This is a genomic window from Drancourtella massiliensis (assembly GCF_016900655.1).
GTDB classification, from domain to species: domain Bacteria; phylum Bacillota; class Clostridia; order Lachnospirales; family Lachnospiraceae; genus Sellimonas; species Sellimonas catena.
Window position 1 is genome coordinate 1 of record NZ_JACJKH010000038.1, and the last position, 17,475, is coordinate 17,475.

Here is a 17,475-nt window from a genome sequence, read left to right on the forward strand (position 1 = left end):
CTGGCGTAGAAGGTTTTTATATCTTCTAACTCAGTGTCGTCCTATCTGCATGCCCGCCTTTGTGCGGGCTATTTTCATTCAATAAATCGTCAAAAATCGAACTTTCCTATAAAGTGAAAAAAAGAGTTCTGATTAATCAGAACTCTTTTATACGTGGGTTAGAGGATTCGAACCCCCGACCTTTTGGTCCGTAGCCAAACGCTCTATCCAGCTGAGCTAAACCCACACAATGTAGAATTGTCTTTGTTGCTTTGGTTATCTGTTGTCCTCAGCAACAAAAATAATTCTACACGATGTTTTCGTATTTGTCAACACTTTTTTTACATTTCAGTCTTATTTTTATCTATATTTTACCTTCGCCTCTGTTTCTATTTCAGAAGTTCTCCTACGAACGTTCTGACCTCCTCCATCTGTACCGGCTGAAGTGCGGATTTGATGCTGATTACAGGCTCTACGATTTCCATGTTTTTCATAGACTCAACGATAGCTCTCATGTGTTTGCCTGCCATTGGAGCCCAAGTGCCGTTTTCCAGAAGGGCTATTTTCTTATTCTGTACATTGAGTGCTTTCATGTCATTGAGAAAATGCTCTATCGGCGCGAACAGACCTGCATTGTAAGTCGGGGCTGCCACAACGATTCGGTTGTACCGGAATGCTTCTGCGATCAGATAAGAGCAGTCCGTCACGGAAGCATCGTACATCTTGATGTTTTTCATTCCCTGCTCCGCAATCTCTGCTGCCAGAACTTCTGCCGCGTTTTCTGTATTTCCATACATGGATCCGTAAACAATGAGGACGCCGTCTTCTTCTGCTTCATATCTGCTCCACTGGTCGTATTTCTCTAAGAGAAGTTCCAGATCATTTCTCCATACCGGTCCGTGAAGCGGACAGATCATGGCGATATCAAGTCCGGCTGCCTTTTTCAGGAGTGCCTGTACCTGCGGGCCGTATTTACCGACAATATTTGTATAATATCTCCTTGCGTCCTCCATCCAGACGGCGTCAAAGAAGATCTCATCATCAAAGAGTGTTCCATTTAATGCACCGAATGTTCCAAACGCATCTGCAGAGAACAGAATTTTCTCCTTTGATTCGTATGTAACCATAACTTCCGGCCAGTGTACCATCGGTGCAGTCACAAAATTCAGCTCATGCTCTCCTAAAGACAGCTTGTCTCCTTCTTTTACGAGGAGGGTGTTTTCTGCCTTTGTTCCGGAGTAAAACTGTCCGATCATCTGCATGGTTTTTGCATTTCCGACAACAGTAACTTCCGGATATTTTTCAATGATCGCTGCAATATTTGCACAGTGATCCGGCTCCATGTGCTGAACAACAAGATAATCGAGTGTCCGTCCATCCAGAACGGCCGTCACATTTTCCATAAATCTCTCTGCAACTGAGCTGTCTGCCGTATCCATCAGTGCTGTTTTCTCATCCAGAATCACATAAGAATTATAGGAAACTCCTCTTGGAACCGGGAACATATTTTCAAACTTGGCGATCCTTCTGTCATTTGCTCCTACCCAATGAATTCCATCTGTTACTTTTCTAGTACAATGCATGTTTCACTCTTCCTTTCTCTTTATTCTGCTTTTTTCTTTTTATCCACATTGATATTCCATTTGCCGATTACCTGGCTGACATTATATACTGTCATAAATGCCTGAAATTCCGACTTGTGTAGATAATTTAACAGCTGCTTATATTCATTTGGCGTCATAATCGTGACAAGTTCTGTCTTCTCCTGCCCGTCATAGCCGCCGCGCGCTTTATAAATGGTTACGCCGCGCTTCAATTCCTGCATGATGTATCTTTGTATTTCCTCATATTCATCAGAGAGAATACAGATCTTCTTCCTCTTATTGAATCCATCAATAAAGTAATCCACCGCGATTCCGTTGGCATAAGTCCCCAGTATGCTGACAATCAGTGTTCCCACATCATACACAAAAATGGATGTAAATGCAGTAACCAGCCCGCTGACCGTCACCGCCTTTCCAATCTCCGCATGGGTGTACTTGCTGATAATCTTGGCAACGACATCCAGTCCGCCTGATGAGGCATTTGCATTGAACAAAATTGCCTGTCCAAGTGCGATAATCAGAATATATGCTACCAGATCATATACGCTGTTGCCTGTAAGGGATTCCGTCACCGGAACAATCTGCTCAAATACCCATAAAAATACCGGAAGAAGAAGCGAGGTATAGATCGTCTTTGCTCCAAATTCTTTTCCGATAAAGATAAATCCTGCAATCAGCAGTACCACATTCAAAATAAAGGTAATTGTAGACATCTGCATATGCAGAAGCTCAGCGAGTACCATCGCCAGACCGGATACACTTCCCACAACGATCTTGCTTGGCACCATAAAAAAGTATACACCTGCCGAAACAATCAGCATCGCAAATGTTATCAGCAGCCCTTCTTTTACAATTCCTTGTTTCCCCATTTGTTTTTTCCTCTCTTATTTCGTCTGACATTTACTTCTATATTATAGCAATCTTACTTTGATTTACAACAGCAATTTCCTGTTTTTTTGTTCTTTCTTCCGTACGTATGGCAGCCATGTGAATATGGTCTTCCCACTCCCCGTTAATCTTTAAATATTCCCGGAAATACCCTTCTTTTTCATAGCCGCATTTTTCCAGTACCCGCAGGGAAGCAATGTTTTCCGGCATCACATCAGCCTCCATCCTGTGAAGGTGAAGCTCCTCAAAACCGATTCTTGTCCCTTCCCGGGCAGCCTCGGTTCCAAGCCCTTCTCCCTGACGTAATCGGTCAATCCGGTAGCCGATTACACCGGAGCAGAGACTTCCATACTGAATCTGGCTGAGGCTCAATGTCCCGATCACCTTATGCGGTTTTCCCTTTTCAAAAAGGTAAAAGGAATACCATTCTCCTTTTTTTGCTTTTTCCCTTTGAATGTCCAGCCAGATCTCCTGAAACTCCGGAAGAAAAAATTCCTCCGGCCGTTTTTCCTCGTATTTCTCGAAACTCTCCCGGTTCTCAGCAAAAAATTCCGCAGTCATCCGGGCAAATGCGGGATCTGCCATCCGAATGATCATCCGGCTGGTCGTATAACGCTTTCTCATATCTTATCCCCGTACAGAGAATTCACTTTCTCCCTCCACGGTCGGGATCTGGAGAATCTCTGTCTTTTCTATCCGGATAAATCTGTCGGAATTCAGTTCCTGAAACAGACGCTCAATCATGACTCCGTTTCCCTGCACTTCCATTTCCACATTGCCGTTGTACATGTTCCTCACCCAGCCGGTCAGATGCAGATCCTTTGCTGCCTGCATTGCCCGCCAGCGAAATCCAACTCCCTGTACCCTACCGTAAAAATATACATGCTTTCTGATCAACATTCCACAGACTCCTTTCTCGTCTTTTGTCCTGTTTTTTCTCCATGGTGGTGCCTCTTCCATTTTCTGTCAAAAGGCACCCTGTATTTATTATGCCACATTCCTCTTTTTTTTGCTATAATCAAACGGAAAGGAGTTTGAATTTATGAACCACGCATCTGATTTAAAAAAACAGCTTTTATCCATACACCGGAAAAGTTATCCGGCCTATAAATCCTTGAAAGGAGTCTACGATTTTGGCGAGTACACTCTCAGCATCGATCATGTGCAGGGGGATCCGTTCGCTTCCCCTTCCCATGTAACCATCCGGATTCCTTTTTCCGTCCACCGGTTTCCAAAGGACCTTTACAAGACACCGGAAACCAAAGCCGCCTTTGAAGATCATCTCCTGAGACGGTTTGCTTCCCAGATCCGGAAGTTCAGTTTCCAGGCAAAAGGGTCCGGAAAGAGCGGCCTGCTCTCCGTGAGCAGCTGTGGACAGGAAATTATTTCCCGGACCGCATGTGAAATCTGCACTTCCAAAGACAGTACGCTGATTTTCCGTTTCCATATCGGCTTTCCGGCAAACGGCCGGACCATCAATGCCACCGAACTTGAGAAGATCCTGTTTGATTTTCTCCCGTCCTGTGTAGAACGTGGATGTCTTTACCGGACCTGCGACAAGAAAAAGCTGACCGAAACCTTTGAGCTTGCGGAAGATCAGACGTTTATCCGAAAAGAAATTCATCGTCTTGGTCTTGCCGCTTTTGTGGCAGATGGATCCATTCTGCCGCGTCAGAGCGGCGTTTCCGATCTTCCGATGAAAGACGGGGTTGCCTTTTCTTCCCCGGAATCCCTTCGGGTTACCTTACATCTTCCTCACAGGGGAAGTCTCTCCGGCATGGGGATTCCACGCGGGATCACGCTCATTGTGGGCGGTGGCTATCACGGAAAGTCCACGCTTTTAAAGGCGCTTGAAACCGGAGTCTACCCGCATATCGCGGGGGATGGCCGGGAATATGTCATCACTGATGAAAGTGCGGTAAAACTCCGTTCCGAAGACGGGCGGATCATCAAAAACGTAGATATTTCCCTGTTTATCAACGACCTGCCAAACGGCCGGGACACTACTTCGTTCTCTACTTTGGACGCAAGCGGCAGTACTTCCCAGGCGGCCGGGACTGTGGAAAGCATTGAGGCCGAAAGCCGTCTTTTCCTGATTGATGAAGATACATCCGCCACCAACTTCATGGTACGGGATACGTTTATGCAGCAGGTGATCAGCCGGGAAAAAGAACCGATCACGCCATTTCTGGAACGTGCTCAGGATCTTTATGAAAAGGCCGGTATCTCCACCATCCTTGTGGCCGGAAGTTCCGGCGCCTTCTTCCACATTGCCGATACAGTTATCCAGATGGACTGTTATCACCCGGTAGATATTACCGAAAAAGTCAAAACACTCTGCAAAGATTATCCGCTCTCTCCGTCCTCACCGGCTCCGTTCCGGATGCCTTCGGCAAAGCGGATCTTCGCCCGGCCTTCCAAAAAGCAGGCAGACCGGCGGGATGGAAAAATCCGTCAGCGTTCCAAAGATGTATTTTCCATCGGGAAAGAGGAAGTCGATCTACGGTATGTAGAACAGATCAAAGATTCCGAGCAGACTGCTTCCCTTGCCCTGCTCCTTGGATATGCAAAAGATCACTATTCAGACGGGAAAAAGACAATCCCGGAAATCGCAGATCTGCTTTATCAGGAATTAAAACAGAACGGCTATTCCGGGTTCTTCAGAAATTCTTATATTCCAGGCGGCTATGCCATTCCAAGACTTCAGGAAATCCATGCCTGCCTGAACCGTTACCGGGGTGAATCCCGCTAACCGGTGATCAGTTTAAAAATAGCAAGCAGTACAGAAAAGACTGCCACCCCTTTTTTCAGTATGTCCGGCCGGATCAGCTCGGAATTTCTGCTGCCGGCCCATACACCGATTCCGTGGCTGATCAGGCTCAATGGAAGCAGCAGGATCAAATCCTGCATACGGCATCCCATCGCATAGCCGATGCTGGACGGAATCGCAATAAAAATCGAGTCAAACAGCGCAATGCCGACCGCTGTTCTGACCGGAACTTTCAACACAACAAGAAGCGGCATGACAAGGATCGGTCCCCCTGCCCCGGAAAGGGCACAGATCAGGCCGGTCACCGCTCCAAAGATCAGCCAGAACACAGGAGGAATCTTCTGTTCTGTCTGGTCTTTTTCTTTCTCCTCCCCCGGCTCTTTCCTGAGCAGAATGGAAAGTCCGGATAGCAGTACCACAAGATACAGAATTTTCTTTACCATCCCTTCTTCAATCAGAAGGTTGAGTCTTACTCCCCCGATGGCGCCGATGAAGCTTCCAATACTGATCCAGACCGCCAGTTTCAGATCCAGATTTTTCGCCCGGTAGTAATTGTACGCCCCCAGCACTCCCGAAATCAGAAAGGCAAAAAAGCTAAGCGCAAGTCCCTGCATGGTCGACATTCCCAGAAATCCGGAATACAGCATCGGAAGCAGGAATCCCGCAATCCCTGTCAACCCGATCATGCCTCCGATCAGAATGTTCGCAATGACAATAATCAGATACTCCATCTTGATTCTCCTTTTTCAAAAGCAAGTGCCTCGCTGCGTATTTTTTCTTCATCCAAAGTAAGAATCTCACGGTTTCTCATCAGAAATCTTCCGCCAACAATCATGTCTTTCACATCTCCTGCCCCAACACTTTCCAGCAGTGTATTGGAGATTTTCCCATGAATCCAGAGGTGCGGTGCATCCATATCAATTCCGATCAGATCCGCCCGTTTTCCAACAGCAATTGTAGCCGGTTCTTCTCCAAGGCAGGCTGCGCCTCCTTTTACCGCTATATCCAGAATCTTCTTTGCAGGCATGACTGCAGGTTCTGCAAGAGGCGCCCCGTGCGTCACATTCATCACAGACCGGAAGATTTTCATTTCATTCCAGATGCTCAGACCTCCATGAGCCGCCCCGTCGGTTCCAAGTCCTACCGGGATACCCTTTTTCAAAAGTGACGGAGTATCCGGAACCGCTTTCCCACAATTACTGAACGGGCAGTGACAGATTCTGACACCTCTCTCCCGAATCAGTTCCTTTTCCTCTTCCGACAGAAGCAGACTGTGCGCCCCCAGGAACCACGGTCCCAGCACGCCTTTCTCTTCCAGGAATTCATAAGGCCGTTTCTGATACCTGGAAAGGTACGGATTGATTTCCCCCGGATATTCGTTCATATGTGCCTGAATCGTTGTCTTCTTTTCTTTTGCCCGCTCAGCCGCCATCTCAATCAGCTCTTCCGAACAGGAAATGAGAGAACGGAGAGAATAGAAAACTTTCAGATTGCCCTTTCCATGAAAACGCTCATAAAGGTCATCCGTTCTTTGAACCGCTTCTTCCGCCGTCATGGCAATCGATTCCGGAAGTCCGTCTTCATCCATCGTCGACATTGACAGCGCTCCGCGAAGCCCGCTCTTCTCATAGACCTCCGCTGCCGCTTCCATATAGTAGCTTCCCGCGTCGATAAATCCGCATGTCCCACTTCTAATCATATCCAGCGCGGCAAGCGATGCGCTCAGCCGCATCTTTTCCTCATTCAGTGTACTTTCAAACGGCAGCATGATCCGTTTCCAGATCATCGGCATTTCATCCAGTACACGTCCTCTCAAAAGCTGCTGTCCGGTATGCATATGTGCATCAATCAGCCCCGGCAGAAACACCTTTCCACGGCAGTCTACTGTTTCTTCTGACTCATAGTGTTCCCCGGACGTTCCCTGCTCCCGGATATCTGTGATCACACCGTCCTTGACGGCGATCTCCTTTCCATAGACCATCTCCCAGTTCTCATCCAGAAAATCCACATTCGTAAGAAGAAGATCGATCTTTTCCTTTTTCATAATTTTTCTCCTCCTGTCAGATTGCATTCGTAAGTGACAGAACGACCTGAGCAATCAGCGCAGAACCAAAAAATGTTCCCGTCATAACAAGGATTCCAACAATAATCATTTTCCATCCCTGTTTCAGAAACGATTTGATCTGATCGCTGATCGAGATCCCTGCAAAAGCTCCAACCATAGTAAGCGGTGCCGTGAAATTGATTTTGTTGACCGCCTCAATGACTCCCTCTCTCACCGGGCAGATCGGACACGCAACCAGAAGTCCGATAATCGAGCAGTAGGCAATAATTGGAAGCTTTAACGGCACAATTTTGCTTACCAGAACAGCCACGAGAGAGATTCCAAGAAGAATCAGAATTCCCGGCAGCGAATCCATAAAGTTCACATCAAATCCCACAAAATTTGCAAGGCCGATTCCAAGGCCTGCGACTACAAACATGACAATCCATTCGATATATCTCATTTATGCTTCCTCCACTTTTTCTTCCGCTTTTCGTGTCAACGCTTCACTCGGCTCGTGCCTGAGTTTTGCAAATTTCGGCTCCAGCCAGGTATACAGTTTCTGGCAGAGCGGGATTCCGATAAAAATAGCAACATAGATTCCCGTCAGGCCGGACAGTGTCTCACTTGTACTTGCAAGAGCAGAAAGTTCTGCCGCCATATCCGGATAAATAGCCGTGATACTCGCCGTCGCACTTGCCATCAGAATTCCGGCTCCGACTCCGGATGCCATTCCAAGGGCGTATGGATGGAAAATTCCTGCTGCCGCTGTCATAGTAGTGAGAAATCCAAAATAGATCGTACCTACCATACCTCCTACCACATAGATGGAAAGACTTCCTCTCGCCTCCGGTGAGTCCGGTCCGAAAATATCGGTAATCAGTGCGAGGTTTGATTCCCTGTTGATAGAATGTGTTGCTCCGATCGCTTCTCTTTTCAGGCCAAGCAGCAACGCAAACGGAAGGGCAAGGAAAATGGTTCCCAGGTTTCCGATCTCCTGTAAGAGCAGGGCCGGTCCAGCGGAAAGCACCACTTCAATACTTGCCCCCGCATTAATTCCAAGCTTTGCAATAAACGGGCAGATCGCCACGATCACAAGCTTAGATGCCGCCTTGACCTCTTTTTTCCTGAAGAACTTCAGAACTTCCGGTCCTGACAGGACTCCCAGAATCAGGGCATAAAAAATCGGAAATAAAATCAGTTTTCCCGGTCCAAGCGGGATTTCAATCTGCCCGATTGAATCAGCAATTAAAATAAATACAAATGCCGCAAGAATGATACGATACTCGTTTTTCATTCTCGCTTTTAGTGACGGATATTGAAAAGCTTCTTTTTTCATCTCTCTCATTCCTCCTCTTTTTTTCTACCCGGACATATTAGCACAGACTTTTTTTCTAAAAAAAGGACAAATGGGATGTTTTGGAGATTTTTTTGTAGTATACTGTAAAAAAAAGTTGAAAGAGGTAGAAACATGACGCTGGAAGAACTGCGTGTCCGTGTACCGGAACTGAATGATTATCTGAAATACATGCCTGACAAACTAAACGAGCGTTATTGGATACATACCTATCCGCCGGGAACAATTATCCATCAGAAAGATGAACCACTGGAATACTTCGGAATTGTCTGTGAAGGCTCCCACCGTGTAATTAACGAATTTGAAAACGGCAACGTCTACATGATCGAGCGGAACGATCCCATCGATTTTGTAGGGGAAGTCACCATCCTTGCTGAAAAAGAACGCACTTCCGTGACGATTGAAACATTGACCGAATGTACCGTCCTTTATTTTTCCAGAAAAGATTTTGAAGACTGGATCGAAAATGACATTCATTTTCTCCGTCTTGTTTCCAGAAAAGTCGCCTACAAACTGTACCGCTCCTCTTATAACCGGGGCAGCAAACTCTTTTATCCTCCACAGTATCTTCTCCTTGATTATCTTGTCAAATATCTTGCTGAAGAACATAAATCTTCCGGCATGATTCCAAAGACACGGCAGCAGCTCTATGAGGAGATCGGTATCTCCGTCAAAACACTTAACCGTACCATCCAGAAATTGAAAGAGGAACATCTTGTCAGTACGGTAAAAGGAAAACTTTCCCTCAGCGAGGAGCAGATGAAAGCAGCCCTGATTTATCTGAAAGAGAAACGCCATATGAGCAAATAAAGACAGCAGCCTTCCATTTCCGGATGGCTGCTGCCTTTTATACGTTTTTTATTCTGCTGAAAGATCCAGCTCTCTTATTCTGTTTCTTACCGGAAGTACAAATGTCGGGGAAACGGAAAGCTCGTCCACTCCCATTCTGAGGAATGTCTCTGTCAGTTCCAGATCTGCTCCAAGCTCGCCGCAGATGCCGACCCACGCGCCTCCTTTGTGTCCATTCTCGATTGTCATCTGAATCATGCGAAGCACTGCCGGATGATGTGCATCATAGAACTCATCCAGTTTTGGATTCTGACGGTCGATTGCCAGTGTATACTGGGTCAGGTCGTTTGTTCCAATACTGAAGAAATCAACCTCCTGGGCAAGCTGTTCACTGATCATGACAGCCGCAGGTGTCTCGATCATGACACCGATTTCAACATCTTTGAATGGAATTCCGGACTCTCGAAGTTCTTCTTTTACTTCTTCCAGAATCTGTTTAATCTTCCTTACTTCATCAACAGAAATAATCATCGGGAACATGATGGAAATATTTCCGTATGCGCTCGCCCGCAACAGTGCTCTGAGCTGTGTTTTAAATACTTCTTCTCTCGTCAGACAGATACGGATTGCGCGGTATCCGAGAGCCGGATTTTCCTCTTTATCCAGTTCAAAATAATCCACCTGTTTGTCAGCACCGATATCCAGTGTCCGGATAATCACTTTCTTTCCGGCCATGTTCTCCGCAACAGTCTTGTATGCATTAAACTGCTCTGCCTCTGTCGGATATGTGTCGGATTCCAGATAGAGGAATTCACTTCTGAACAGACCGATTCCTTCCGCGTCGTTCATCAGAACAGATGCTGTATCCGCTACACTTCCGATGTTTGCATACAGATGAATTTCTTTTCCATCTTTTGTAATCGTCTTCTGTCCTTTTAATGTCTTGAGAAGTTTCTGTTTTTCTTCTTCTTCAACCACCGCTTTTTTGGCTTTTGCAATTTCCTCTTCATCAGGATCAATGATAACGCATCCCGCATATCCGTCCACAATTGCCATATGGCCATGCCACTCTTTCTTTATCGGGATACCGATAATTGCCGGAATATTCATTGTTCTTGCCAGAATCGCCGTATGGGAGTTGGATGATCCATGCTCTGTTACAAATGCGAGAAGTTTGGACTTATCCATCTGAACAGTTTCACTTGGTGCAAGATCGTCTGCCACAAGAATCACAGGCTCTTCCAGATTCCCCATATCATTGTCATATCCGGATAATACAGAAACCAGACGCTCGGAAATATCTTTTACGTCGGCCGCACGGGCTTTCATATAATCGTCATCCATCTCTGCAAACATTGTGGAGAAGTTATCTCCTGTCATTGCCACAGCGTATTCCGCATTAACACTTTGTGATTCAATCATATTTTGGATGGATCCGTTATAATCCAGATCATCTATCATCATCATGTGTACTTCAAAAATTGCCGCGCCTGAATCACCGACCTCATGCAGCGCTTTTTCGTACAGGCCCTGAAGCTGCGCTTTTGCGGTTTCTTTAGCCTGTTCGAAACGCTCCAGCTCCGCTTTGGGATCATCGATTTTCGTCCTCTTTACCACTGCCGTATTTTTCTCATAGAAAAACACTTTGCCGATGGCTACCTTTCGAAAGATAGATTTTCCTGCATATTTCTCCATACCGCTACTCTCCTTTTATATATATAATGTTCTTCCTTCCGGCATCCTCTCCTAAATATCTTTATTCAAGAATTCCTGCTTCTTTCAGTTTCGCCTCAATCTCAGACGCAGATATTACGTTCTGCAGGGCAATGAGTTTTGCTCCCTGCTTTTCTGCTTCCGTAAACATATCTGCAAAGTGCTGAGCACAGATCACCACATCATACTGCGGAGCAGTCTCTCTGCCTTCTGAAATCGGGCAATGATGTACTTTTCCCGGCTCAATTCCATGTTTCTTTAATACCTTTTCCAGTGCCATCTGAGCCATCAAACTAGAACCTGCCCCATTTGCACAACATACTAAGAAATTTAAACTTTTATCTGCCATCTTCTAAGCTCTCCTCTCTTATGTTATGCTTTTTATTCTACCACAAAACTCAGATTTTTTTAATCTTTTTTACTGAATTTTCCCTCTATTTCTTTACATTTTTCCTCCGAAAACTTCTTCACGGTCCTGCCCCCTGGGCTCCAAGTTCTTTGTCCTCGATCACATCAATCGGTATCTGAAGCACATCGGCAAACATCTGAACCCAGACATCCGATTTTGCCGCCCCTCCAGAAAGCCGGATCGTTTTCGGGCACTCCCTGTTTTTCAAAAGTTTCTTTACATGTAATGCGTGCGAAAAGACAATTCCCTCATAGACAGCCCGAAGCATATGTTTCTTCGTATGATATGCTGTCAGTCCTACGAAGGATCCCCTGGCCAGCGGATTAACATTGGATCCATTCAGGAACGGAAGAAAAATCACATTGCAGTCCCACGGTTCAATGGAAGCGACCCAGTCGTTCGTCACATCGTAAACCGATCCCTGTTTTTCTTCTGCCTCTCTCTTTTCATAATTCATCAGGTTCTGTATAAACCACTCCATATTTCCCGCGGATGTCGGACTGCTTTCTTCCACCAGAAAATATCCAGGAATGCAAAACATGGAATTCAAAGATACCGTGCCATTCGTGACCGGCTCCCTACGGATAAATTCATTGATGCTCCATGTTCCCGCAATCATGCAAAGCTCCTTTTCACTGCAGAGTCCGGATGCAATGCCGCAGGCATTGACGTCAAACATGCCCGCTGCCACCGGAATTCCAGCCGAAAGTCCAGTCTGCTCCGACCAGATACAGCCCTTTCCCGTGTCCGGAAAATGATACTCCGGCGATCTTTTCCGGATCCACTCCACTTTCCTCTATCGCCCTTTTGATTGATTTCGCATTTACTTTCCAAAGCTCATTCATATCCCGTTGCGCATATCCCGGTTTCGGCGTCAGTGTCTGTGTCGGAACAGTTGCTGACGCAAGCTGCTTTCCCTTCTCATCAAACAAGGCTGTCTTGGAAAATGTCCCGCCATTATCGATTCCTATCAAATATTTCATCCGTCTGTCTCCTTCCTTTCTCTGTTCTTTCCCATCGGTTACCATAGATCAAGAAAGCCCAGAATACAGATTTCCGGTATTCTGGGCTGTTCTTTATTCTTCTGTCATCTGCGGAACATCCGGACAGTTCGGTCCAAAATGTTTCAGCAATACAAGCGGCTCTACCTTACTGCCGTTTGTAATTGTTACTCCTTTGACTGCTGCCTGTCCCGAAACAAAAAACTACTATTTCATTACTAATGCTTTTTTCTTTCCGGTAAACAGTATCGCCGCACCGATCACAAAAATGAAAATAGAGATAAACTGCGATGTGGAAAGCACTCCAACGCTTCCTCTCTCCAGGTCTCCCCGGAAAAACTCCAGAATAAAGCGTCCTGTACTGTAGAAAATAAGGTAACATCCTGAAACTGTTCTTTCTTTCTTCGCATACCTTGCAATCAGACAAAGCACAATACAATTCAGGAAATCCAGAATACTGGAATAAATCTGCGTCGGTATCAGCGCCACATCATTTGGTGCAAAATCGGATGTGTGGAATGTAATGGAAAGCGGTGAATCCGTCTCTTTTCCATAACAGCACCCCGCAAGCAGACATCCAATCCTTCCAAATCCCTGGGCCAGAGCGATTGCCGGCGCAATCAGATCAAAATACTGCCAGAATTTTTCTTTTTTGATTCTGCAGACTACATATCCTGCCAGAACTCCTCCAATAATTCCTCCGTAGACCACAAAGCCTTCCATTTCATCTAAGATTACACCCGGATCTTTGATAACCCGATCCAGAATTGTCAGATAATATAGTACTTTTGCTCCAAGCAGCCCAAAAACTACCGAGCTTATAAAAAGTGTAAATACGATATCCGTATTCATTCGATATTTTCTGGCCCGGAACTCTGTCATCAGATAAGCCGCAATAAATCCAATTCCTATCATCAGTCCATAACCGTGCACTGTCAGCCCGCCAATTGTTAACAAGTCATTCTTCATTGTTTCTCACCTGGTTACAGTAAATATTTATTCAAAATATTCATTTTGTCCTTTCTCTCTCATTCTTTGCCTCAGTCTTCTGAGTGCTTTACTTTCTATCTGACGGATTCTCTCTCTTGTCAGATGCATTTTCTGTCCAACTTCCTCCAATGTATAGACACGTTCACCATTCATGCCAAAACGCATACGGATAACCTCCTGCTCACGTTCCGGCAGAATCTTCAACAGCTCTTCAATTTCTTCACCTACTATCGTAGAAATTGCCGCAGTCTCAGGCTGCTGTGCATTGCTGTCTTCGATAAAATTCTCAAGACTGCTGTCCTCTTCTTCTCCTACCGGCGTTTCCAATGAAACCGGAGTTCTGGCATATGCCAGAATATCTCGTACCTCTTCTTCCGTCTTGTCGCCGAGCTTTGCCGCTATCTCGGCTGGTGTGGCTTCTCTTCCAAGCTCCGTCATAAGCTCCTTGGAAGCTCTCCTGACTTTTGTAATATTTTCAGACATATGTACCGGCACACGAATCGTTCTGGACTGATCCGCAATCGCCCGAATCATGGACTGTTTGATCCACCAGGAGGCATACGTTGAAAAACGGTAGCCTTTCTGATAATCAAACTTCTCCACCGCTCTCATCAGCCCGATATTTCCTTCCTGAATCAAATCCATCAGCTGAAGCCCGTGTCCCACATACTTTTTGGCAATCGAAACCACAAGGCGAAGATTTGCCTCTTCCATCTTTTTCTTCGCCTCAAGATCACCCTCGGCAATCTGTCTTGCAAGCTCCTGCTCTTCATCCGGAGTCAAAAGCGGGATCCTGTTGATCTCATTCAGATACATTCGGATCGAATCTCCTGCACTGTCTCCGTACATTTTAGAGTCCACTGTTTCTGCCTCGGTTTCCTGTGTCTCCTCATCTTCGACATCTTCCAGAAGTCTCGCCTCTTCTTCCTTTATATCATCCGGAGATAAGATTCTTTTCTTTTTTTTCTCTTCCACAATTCCCCTGCCCTTTCTTCTGCCTGACCCCTGCTATGTTGATTAAATCTGTATTTTCTCCTTCAGAGGGTGTGTGCATGAACTCTTACTGCGCTTCTTTGCAAAGACAATCAGCACAACAGCCGGCTGTTGTTTCAGCCGGCTGTCTGTTCTTAGCTTTTGTGGCTATCCTGTCAAAACCAGCATTGTCTTACACTTTATTGTATCATGACTTGCTGATTTCATACAAGAATCTTATTCATTTTTCTTATTTTACCAAAGCCATCCTTCCATTTACCGGAAGGTTTGGCAGATGTTCAAAATAGAACTGTTTTTCTCTGTCTGAATATTTCAGCTCAACCGGAATCCAGCCTCTTGCAACATTAATATATAGATACTGTCCCGGTTTGATAATGCTTCTTCCCTCACCGTTCAGAGCTGATAATATACAGACATTTCCATCTTTTCCTGTTTTTAAAAAACCAACTAACAAAAAAATACCTCCTTATCAATACTCTGCCATCTACATATTTATGATCTACTTTGTACAATACGAAGTATAGCAAATGATTATGACCTTTTTATGGATAAAATTTAAAACATTTCTAAGATTTTCCTTAATACTATACAAAAAATTTTTTTATAGTATACTAAAATTAAATAACAATGATTGATTTTCCGCTTTTATAATACAGAACAGGAGGGAAATCTATGAAAAGAAGGACAAAGCATGGGATTATATCAGCTCTGGTTTTAATACTGCTTTTTTCCCCGTCAGGATGTTCTTCCAGGAAGCTTGAATACCATGGAAATCTGGGCTATGATCTGAGCAACATTGATTATGAAGAGGTTGTATTCAATATCTACCATTCCAATACGGAGCAGCACACTTGGGAGAAGCTCACCGAATTCTTATGTTCTCCTGAGAAGGGGCACTATGCAGATATCCGGTTGGAGGGCAGTGAAAACAGGATCACCGCAATTGTCGAAGATAATTATGTCGCAGAAGAAAATGATATTGAAACTTTCTATACAGAAGACATCAACAGTTATGAATTTGCAATTAATGGATTTCAGGGCACTTTAAACGGCTTTCAGACATTTGAAATCGAAGATACCGATGAAGAGCAATACTACCGCCTCTATCCTGTCACCAATGACAGCGGTATATCGTATTCACGCGATCTGAGTCTGAATACTCCTTACGATGAAGAGGAAGTAAATCTGGATAATATTCTGATTACCATGACAATCGAATAAGAATATCTGCAGCGTTCAAATACTCGTTATATAAACTGGATTTTTTCTGTTGACTATTTACTCTCTCTTTTCAGAAAGAAAACAGTAATTACTCCGGTCAATAACAGGAAGGTTTCCTTAGCATATGTTCTGATAAATCTTAAAGCAAGTTCTACCGCCTGCTTCCCATATCCCCTATTTTGATATTTCTTATCTATCATTAATCTCCAGAGGTTATAGTTCCCGTCTGCTATGGCAGGTGCATCCTTCCAATAGTCATCTTTGTCATAACCAATCATCACAAAGCCGACTGGATTATTACCTTCAAAAATTCCAAATGGAAAAGCATATCCGTTGAATGTAATAGCGATATATGCTTCAATAATACTAATATCATTGCTGGCAACATAATTTTTCTGACTATCTGAGACATTTAACTTTAAAATATCCCAGACATTTTCGCCATTTATTTTTTCTAGATGAATCATTCTATTCCTCCACATACAAATTAAAAATTATTCAAAAAATGGTTCCATCGGATGTAAATAAACAAACTGAGAAAAAGGTAATATGACGCTGTAATTCCTAAGCCGTCGTTATAAATTTCAATCAAAGAATGTTCGCTTATCAAACCAGTTACAATAATTAATATCAAAAAACATACAGGAATAATTAGTAAACAAAGTAAAAATTTATGTTTTTTGTCCATTTTGATACCCCTAAACACTCACTTTATCCACTATACTTATAGTATAATTTAATTTTTCAGATTATACAATAAAGAAGGTGTTAAGACTCCCTCATCTCTGAAGTGTTCAAGCTTTTGAAGCAAAAAAATAAGAGAAACGCTATAAAATCAACGTTTCTCTCACTTTTACCTCCTGCCACAGACCGGAATCGAACCGGTACGGGAGGATAAGTCCCGCAGGATTTTAAGTCCTGTGCGTCTGCCAGTTCCGCCACTGTGGCATATTTCACACAGACGTGTGAATGGGGCCTATAGGGCTCGAACCTATGACCCTCTGCTTGTAAGGCAGATGCTCTCCCAGCTGAGCTAAGACCCCAAATAAATAACAATATTTAAATTAAAAAGCGACCCGGATGGGACTCGAACCCACGACCTCCGCCGTGACAGGGCGGCGCTCTAACCAACTGAGCCACCGGGCCATATTGTTTACCTTTATTAAAGTGGACCTTCAGGGACTCGAACCCGGGACCGATCGGTTATGAGCCGATTGCTCTAACCAGCTGAGCTAAAGGTCCACAATTTTAGTGTCCCCTTTAAAGGAACAAGCCAACGATCGGACTCGAACCGATAACCTGCTGATTACAAATCAGCTGCTCTGCCAATTGAGCCACGTTGGCGTTTTATTCTTAAGTTACAATTAACTTAAATGACTCCGACGGGAATCGAACCCGTGTTACCGCCGTGAAAGGGCGATGTCTTAACCGCTTGACCACGGAGCCATTCTTTCCTTATAAAGGAAAACTCCCCCTGTTGGACTTGAACCAACGACACTGCGGTTAACAGCCGCATGCTCTACCGACTGAGCTAAGGAGGAATATTCAAGATACTTCATGTACCTTCAAAACCACATATAAGTTCACGTTTCTGTCATCCTGCTTTTCCTATCCACCATTCCTTGGTTATGCCCTCGACCTATTAGTAACAGTCAGCTCCATGTGTTACCACACTTCCACCTCTGCCCTATCTACCTCGTCGTCTTCAAGGGGTCTT

General features: G+C 44.7%; 19 protein-coding genes, 8 tRNA genes and 1 rRNA gene. 3 read left to right on the forward strand and 25 right to left on the reverse strand.

Annotated elements, in window-relative coordinates:
• Window positions 1-152: 152 nt before the first annotated feature.
• The 5 genes from H6A32_RS14790 to H6A32_RS14810 form a co-directional block, all read right to left on the reverse strand.
• Window positions 153-226: transfer RNA gene (locus tag H6A32_RS14790), tRNA-Arg, on the reverse strand.
• A gap of 142 nt (window positions 227-368) precedes the next feature.
• A complete protein-coding gene (locus tag H6A32_RS14795; protein ID WP_204864721.1) occupies window positions 369-1,562 on the reverse strand; it encodes an FprA family A-type flavoprotein in 1,194 nt (397 codons plus the stop codon).
• A 20-nt stretch (window positions 1,563-1,582) separates the two neighbouring features.
• Window positions 1,583-2,452: a YitT family protein gene (locus tag H6A32_RS14800; RefSeq protein ID WP_204864722.1), complete on the reverse strand. Its 870-nt coding sequence runs from the start codon at window positions 2,450-2,452 to the stop codon at window positions 1,583-1,585.
• A gap of 37 nt (window positions 2,453-2,489) precedes the next feature.
• The gene (locus H6A32_RS14805; RefSeq protein WP_204864723.1) at window positions 2,490-3,095 is read right to left on the reverse strand and encodes a GNAT family N-acetyltransferase; all 606 of its coding nucleotides are present in this window, start codon (window positions 3,093-3,095) and stop codon (window positions 2,490-2,492) included.
• A 3-nt stretch (window positions 3,096-3,098) separates the two neighbouring features.
• Window positions 3,099-3,371, reverse strand: coding sequence for an acylphosphatase (locus tag H6A32_RS14810; protein WP_087168156.1), 273 nt, complete (start codon window positions 3,369-3,371; stop codon window positions 3,099-3,101).
• Window positions 3,372-3,513: 142 nt separating this feature from the next.
• Here H6A32_RS14810 and H6A32_RS14815 point away from each other — a divergent pair, with 142 nt between their 5' ends.
• Entirely contained in the window at window positions 3,514-5,223 is a 1,710-nt protein-coding gene (locus H6A32_RS14815; RefSeq protein ID WP_087168157.1) for an ABC-ATPase domain-containing protein, read from the forward strand.
• On the opposite strand, the gene H6A32_RS14820 is transcribed toward H6A32_RS14815, so the two are convergent.
• From H6A32_RS14820 to H6A32_RS14835, 4 genes are read right to left on the reverse strand one after another with little or no spacing between them, the layout of a single operon-like run.
• Window positions 5,220-5,972, reverse strand: a complete 753-nt coding sequence (locus H6A32_RS14820; protein WP_087168158.1) for a sulfite exporter TauE/SafE family protein — start codon at window positions 5,970-5,972, stop codon at window positions 5,220-5,222. The genes H6A32_RS14815 and H6A32_RS14820 overlap by 4 nt on opposite strands.
• Complete coding sequence (locus tag H6A32_RS14825) at window positions 5,960-7,285, reverse strand: amidohydrolase family protein (protein ID WP_087168159.1); 1,326 nt, start codon at window positions 7,283-7,285, stop codon at window positions 5,960-5,962. Before H6A32_RS14825 ends, H6A32_RS14820 begins: the two co-directional genes overlap by 13 nt.
• A gap of 16 nt (window positions 7,286-7,301) precedes the next feature.
• The gene (locus tag H6A32_RS14830) at window positions 7,302-7,748 is read right to left on the reverse strand and encodes a hypothetical protein (protein WP_087168160.1); all 447 of its coding nucleotides are present in this window, start codon (window positions 7,746-7,748) and stop codon (window positions 7,302-7,304) included.
• Window positions 7,749-8,624 (reverse strand): DUF3100 domain-containing protein, encoded by an 876-nt coding sequence (locus H6A32_RS14835; RefSeq protein WP_346342294.1) that lies wholly within the window; start codon window positions 8,622-8,624, stop codon window positions 7,749-7,751.
• 132 nt (window positions 8,625-8,756) lie between these two features.
• Here H6A32_RS14835 and H6A32_RS14840 point away from each other — a divergent pair, with 132 nt between their 5' ends.
• Entirely contained in the window at window positions 8,757-9,452 is a 696-nt protein-coding gene (locus H6A32_RS14840; RefSeq protein ID WP_087168162.1) for a Crp/Fnr family transcriptional regulator, read from the forward strand.
• Between the two features lie 48 nt (window positions 9,453-9,500).
• On the opposite strand, the gene ptsP is transcribed toward H6A32_RS14840, so the two are convergent.
• The 7 genes from ptsP to H6A32_RS14870 all read right to left on the reverse strand — a co-directional run bounded on the left by ptsP (window position 9,501) and on the right by H6A32_RS14870 (window position 14,991).
• Window positions 9,501-11,126 (reverse strand): phosphoenolpyruvate--protein phosphotransferase, encoded by a 1,626-nt coding sequence (gene ptsP / locus H6A32_RS14845; RefSeq protein ID WP_204864725.1) that lies wholly within the window; start codon window positions 11,124-11,126, stop codon window positions 9,501-9,503.
• 61 nt (window positions 11,127-11,187) lie between these two features.
• Window positions 11,188-11,493, reverse strand: a complete 306-nt coding sequence (locus H6A32_RS14850) for a PTS sugar transporter subunit IIB (protein ID WP_087168164.1) — start codon at window positions 11,491-11,493, stop codon at window positions 11,188-11,190.
• A 118-nt stretch (window positions 11,494-11,611) separates the two neighbouring features.
• Window positions 11,612-12,244 carry an FGGY-family carbohydrate kinase gene (locus H6A32_RS16550; protein ID WP_346342295.1) on the reverse strand — a complete coding sequence of 211 codons (633 nt, stop codon included), beginning with the start codon at window positions 12,242-12,244 and terminating at the stop codon, window positions 11,612-11,614.
• Complete coding sequence (locus tag H6A32_RS16555; protein ID WP_243424954.1) at window positions 12,225-12,536, reverse strand: FGGY family carbohydrate kinase; 312 nt, start codon at window positions 12,534-12,536, stop codon at window positions 12,225-12,227. The genes H6A32_RS16550 and H6A32_RS16555 overlap by 20 nt, the downstream gene beginning before the upstream one ends.
• Window positions 12,537-12,761: 225 nt before the next feature.
• Window positions 12,762-13,523: a prolipoprotein diacylglyceryl transferase gene (lgt, locus tag H6A32_RS14860; protein WP_087168165.1), complete on the reverse strand. Its 762-nt coding sequence runs from the start codon at window positions 13,521-13,523 to the stop codon at window positions 12,762-12,764.
• A gap of 27 nt (window positions 13,524-13,550) precedes the next feature.
• Window positions 13,551-14,519, reverse strand: a complete 969-nt coding sequence (locus tag H6A32_RS14865) for a sigma-70 family RNA polymerase sigma factor (RefSeq protein ID WP_275532796.1) — start codon at window positions 14,517-14,519, stop codon at window positions 13,551-13,553.
• 247 nt (window positions 14,520-14,766) lie between these two features.
• The gene (locus H6A32_RS14870; RefSeq protein ID WP_087168167.1) at window positions 14,767-14,991 is read right to left on the reverse strand and encodes a hypothetical protein; all 225 of its coding nucleotides are present in this window, start codon (window positions 14,989-14,991) and stop codon (window positions 14,767-14,769) included.
• A gap of 218 nt (window positions 14,992-15,209) precedes the next feature.
• Between H6A32_RS14870 and H6A32_RS14875 the strand changes: the two genes are divergently transcribed.
• The gene (locus tag H6A32_RS14875) at window positions 15,210-15,758 is read left to right on the forward strand and encodes a hypothetical protein (protein WP_204864726.1); all 549 of its coding nucleotides are present in this window, start codon (window positions 15,210-15,212) and stop codon (window positions 15,756-15,758) included.
• Between the two features lie 53 nt (window positions 15,759-15,811).
• Here H6A32_RS14875 and H6A32_RS14880 read toward each other — a convergent pair whose 3' ends face one another.
• The 9 genes from H6A32_RS14880 to H6A32_RS14920 form a co-directional block, all read right to left on the reverse strand.
• Window positions 15,812-16,225 (reverse strand): GNAT family N-acetyltransferase, encoded by a 414-nt coding sequence (locus tag H6A32_RS14880; RefSeq protein WP_204864727.1) that lies wholly within the window; start codon window positions 16,223-16,225, stop codon window positions 15,812-15,814.
• 394 nt (window positions 16,226-16,619) lie between these two features.
• Window positions 16,620-16,706 (reverse strand) — tRNA-Leu (locus tag H6A32_RS14885).
• A gap of 22 nt (window positions 16,707-16,728) precedes the next feature.
• Window positions 16,729-16,801: transfer RNA gene (locus H6A32_RS14890), tRNA-Val, on the reverse strand.
• A 29-nt stretch (window positions 16,802-16,830) separates the two neighbouring features.
• Window positions 16,831-16,904: transfer RNA gene (locus H6A32_RS14895), tRNA-Asp, on the reverse strand.
• A gap of 22 nt (window positions 16,905-16,926) precedes the next feature.
• Window positions 16,927-17,000: transfer RNA gene (locus H6A32_RS14900), tRNA-Ile, on the reverse strand.
• Between the two features lie 29 nt (window positions 17,001-17,029).
• Window positions 17,030-17,102: transfer RNA gene (locus H6A32_RS14905), tRNA-Thr, on the reverse strand.
• 30 nt (window positions 17,103-17,132) lie between these two features.
• Window positions 17,133-17,204 (reverse strand) — tRNA-Glu (locus H6A32_RS14910).
• 22 nt (window positions 17,205-17,226) lie between these two features.
• Window positions 17,227-17,299: transfer RNA gene (locus H6A32_RS14915), tRNA-Asn, on the reverse strand.
• Window positions 17,300-17,380: 81 nt separating this feature from the next.
• Window positions 17,381-17,475, reverse strand: a 23S ribosomal RNA gene (locus H6A32_RS14920); the annotation flags it as partial.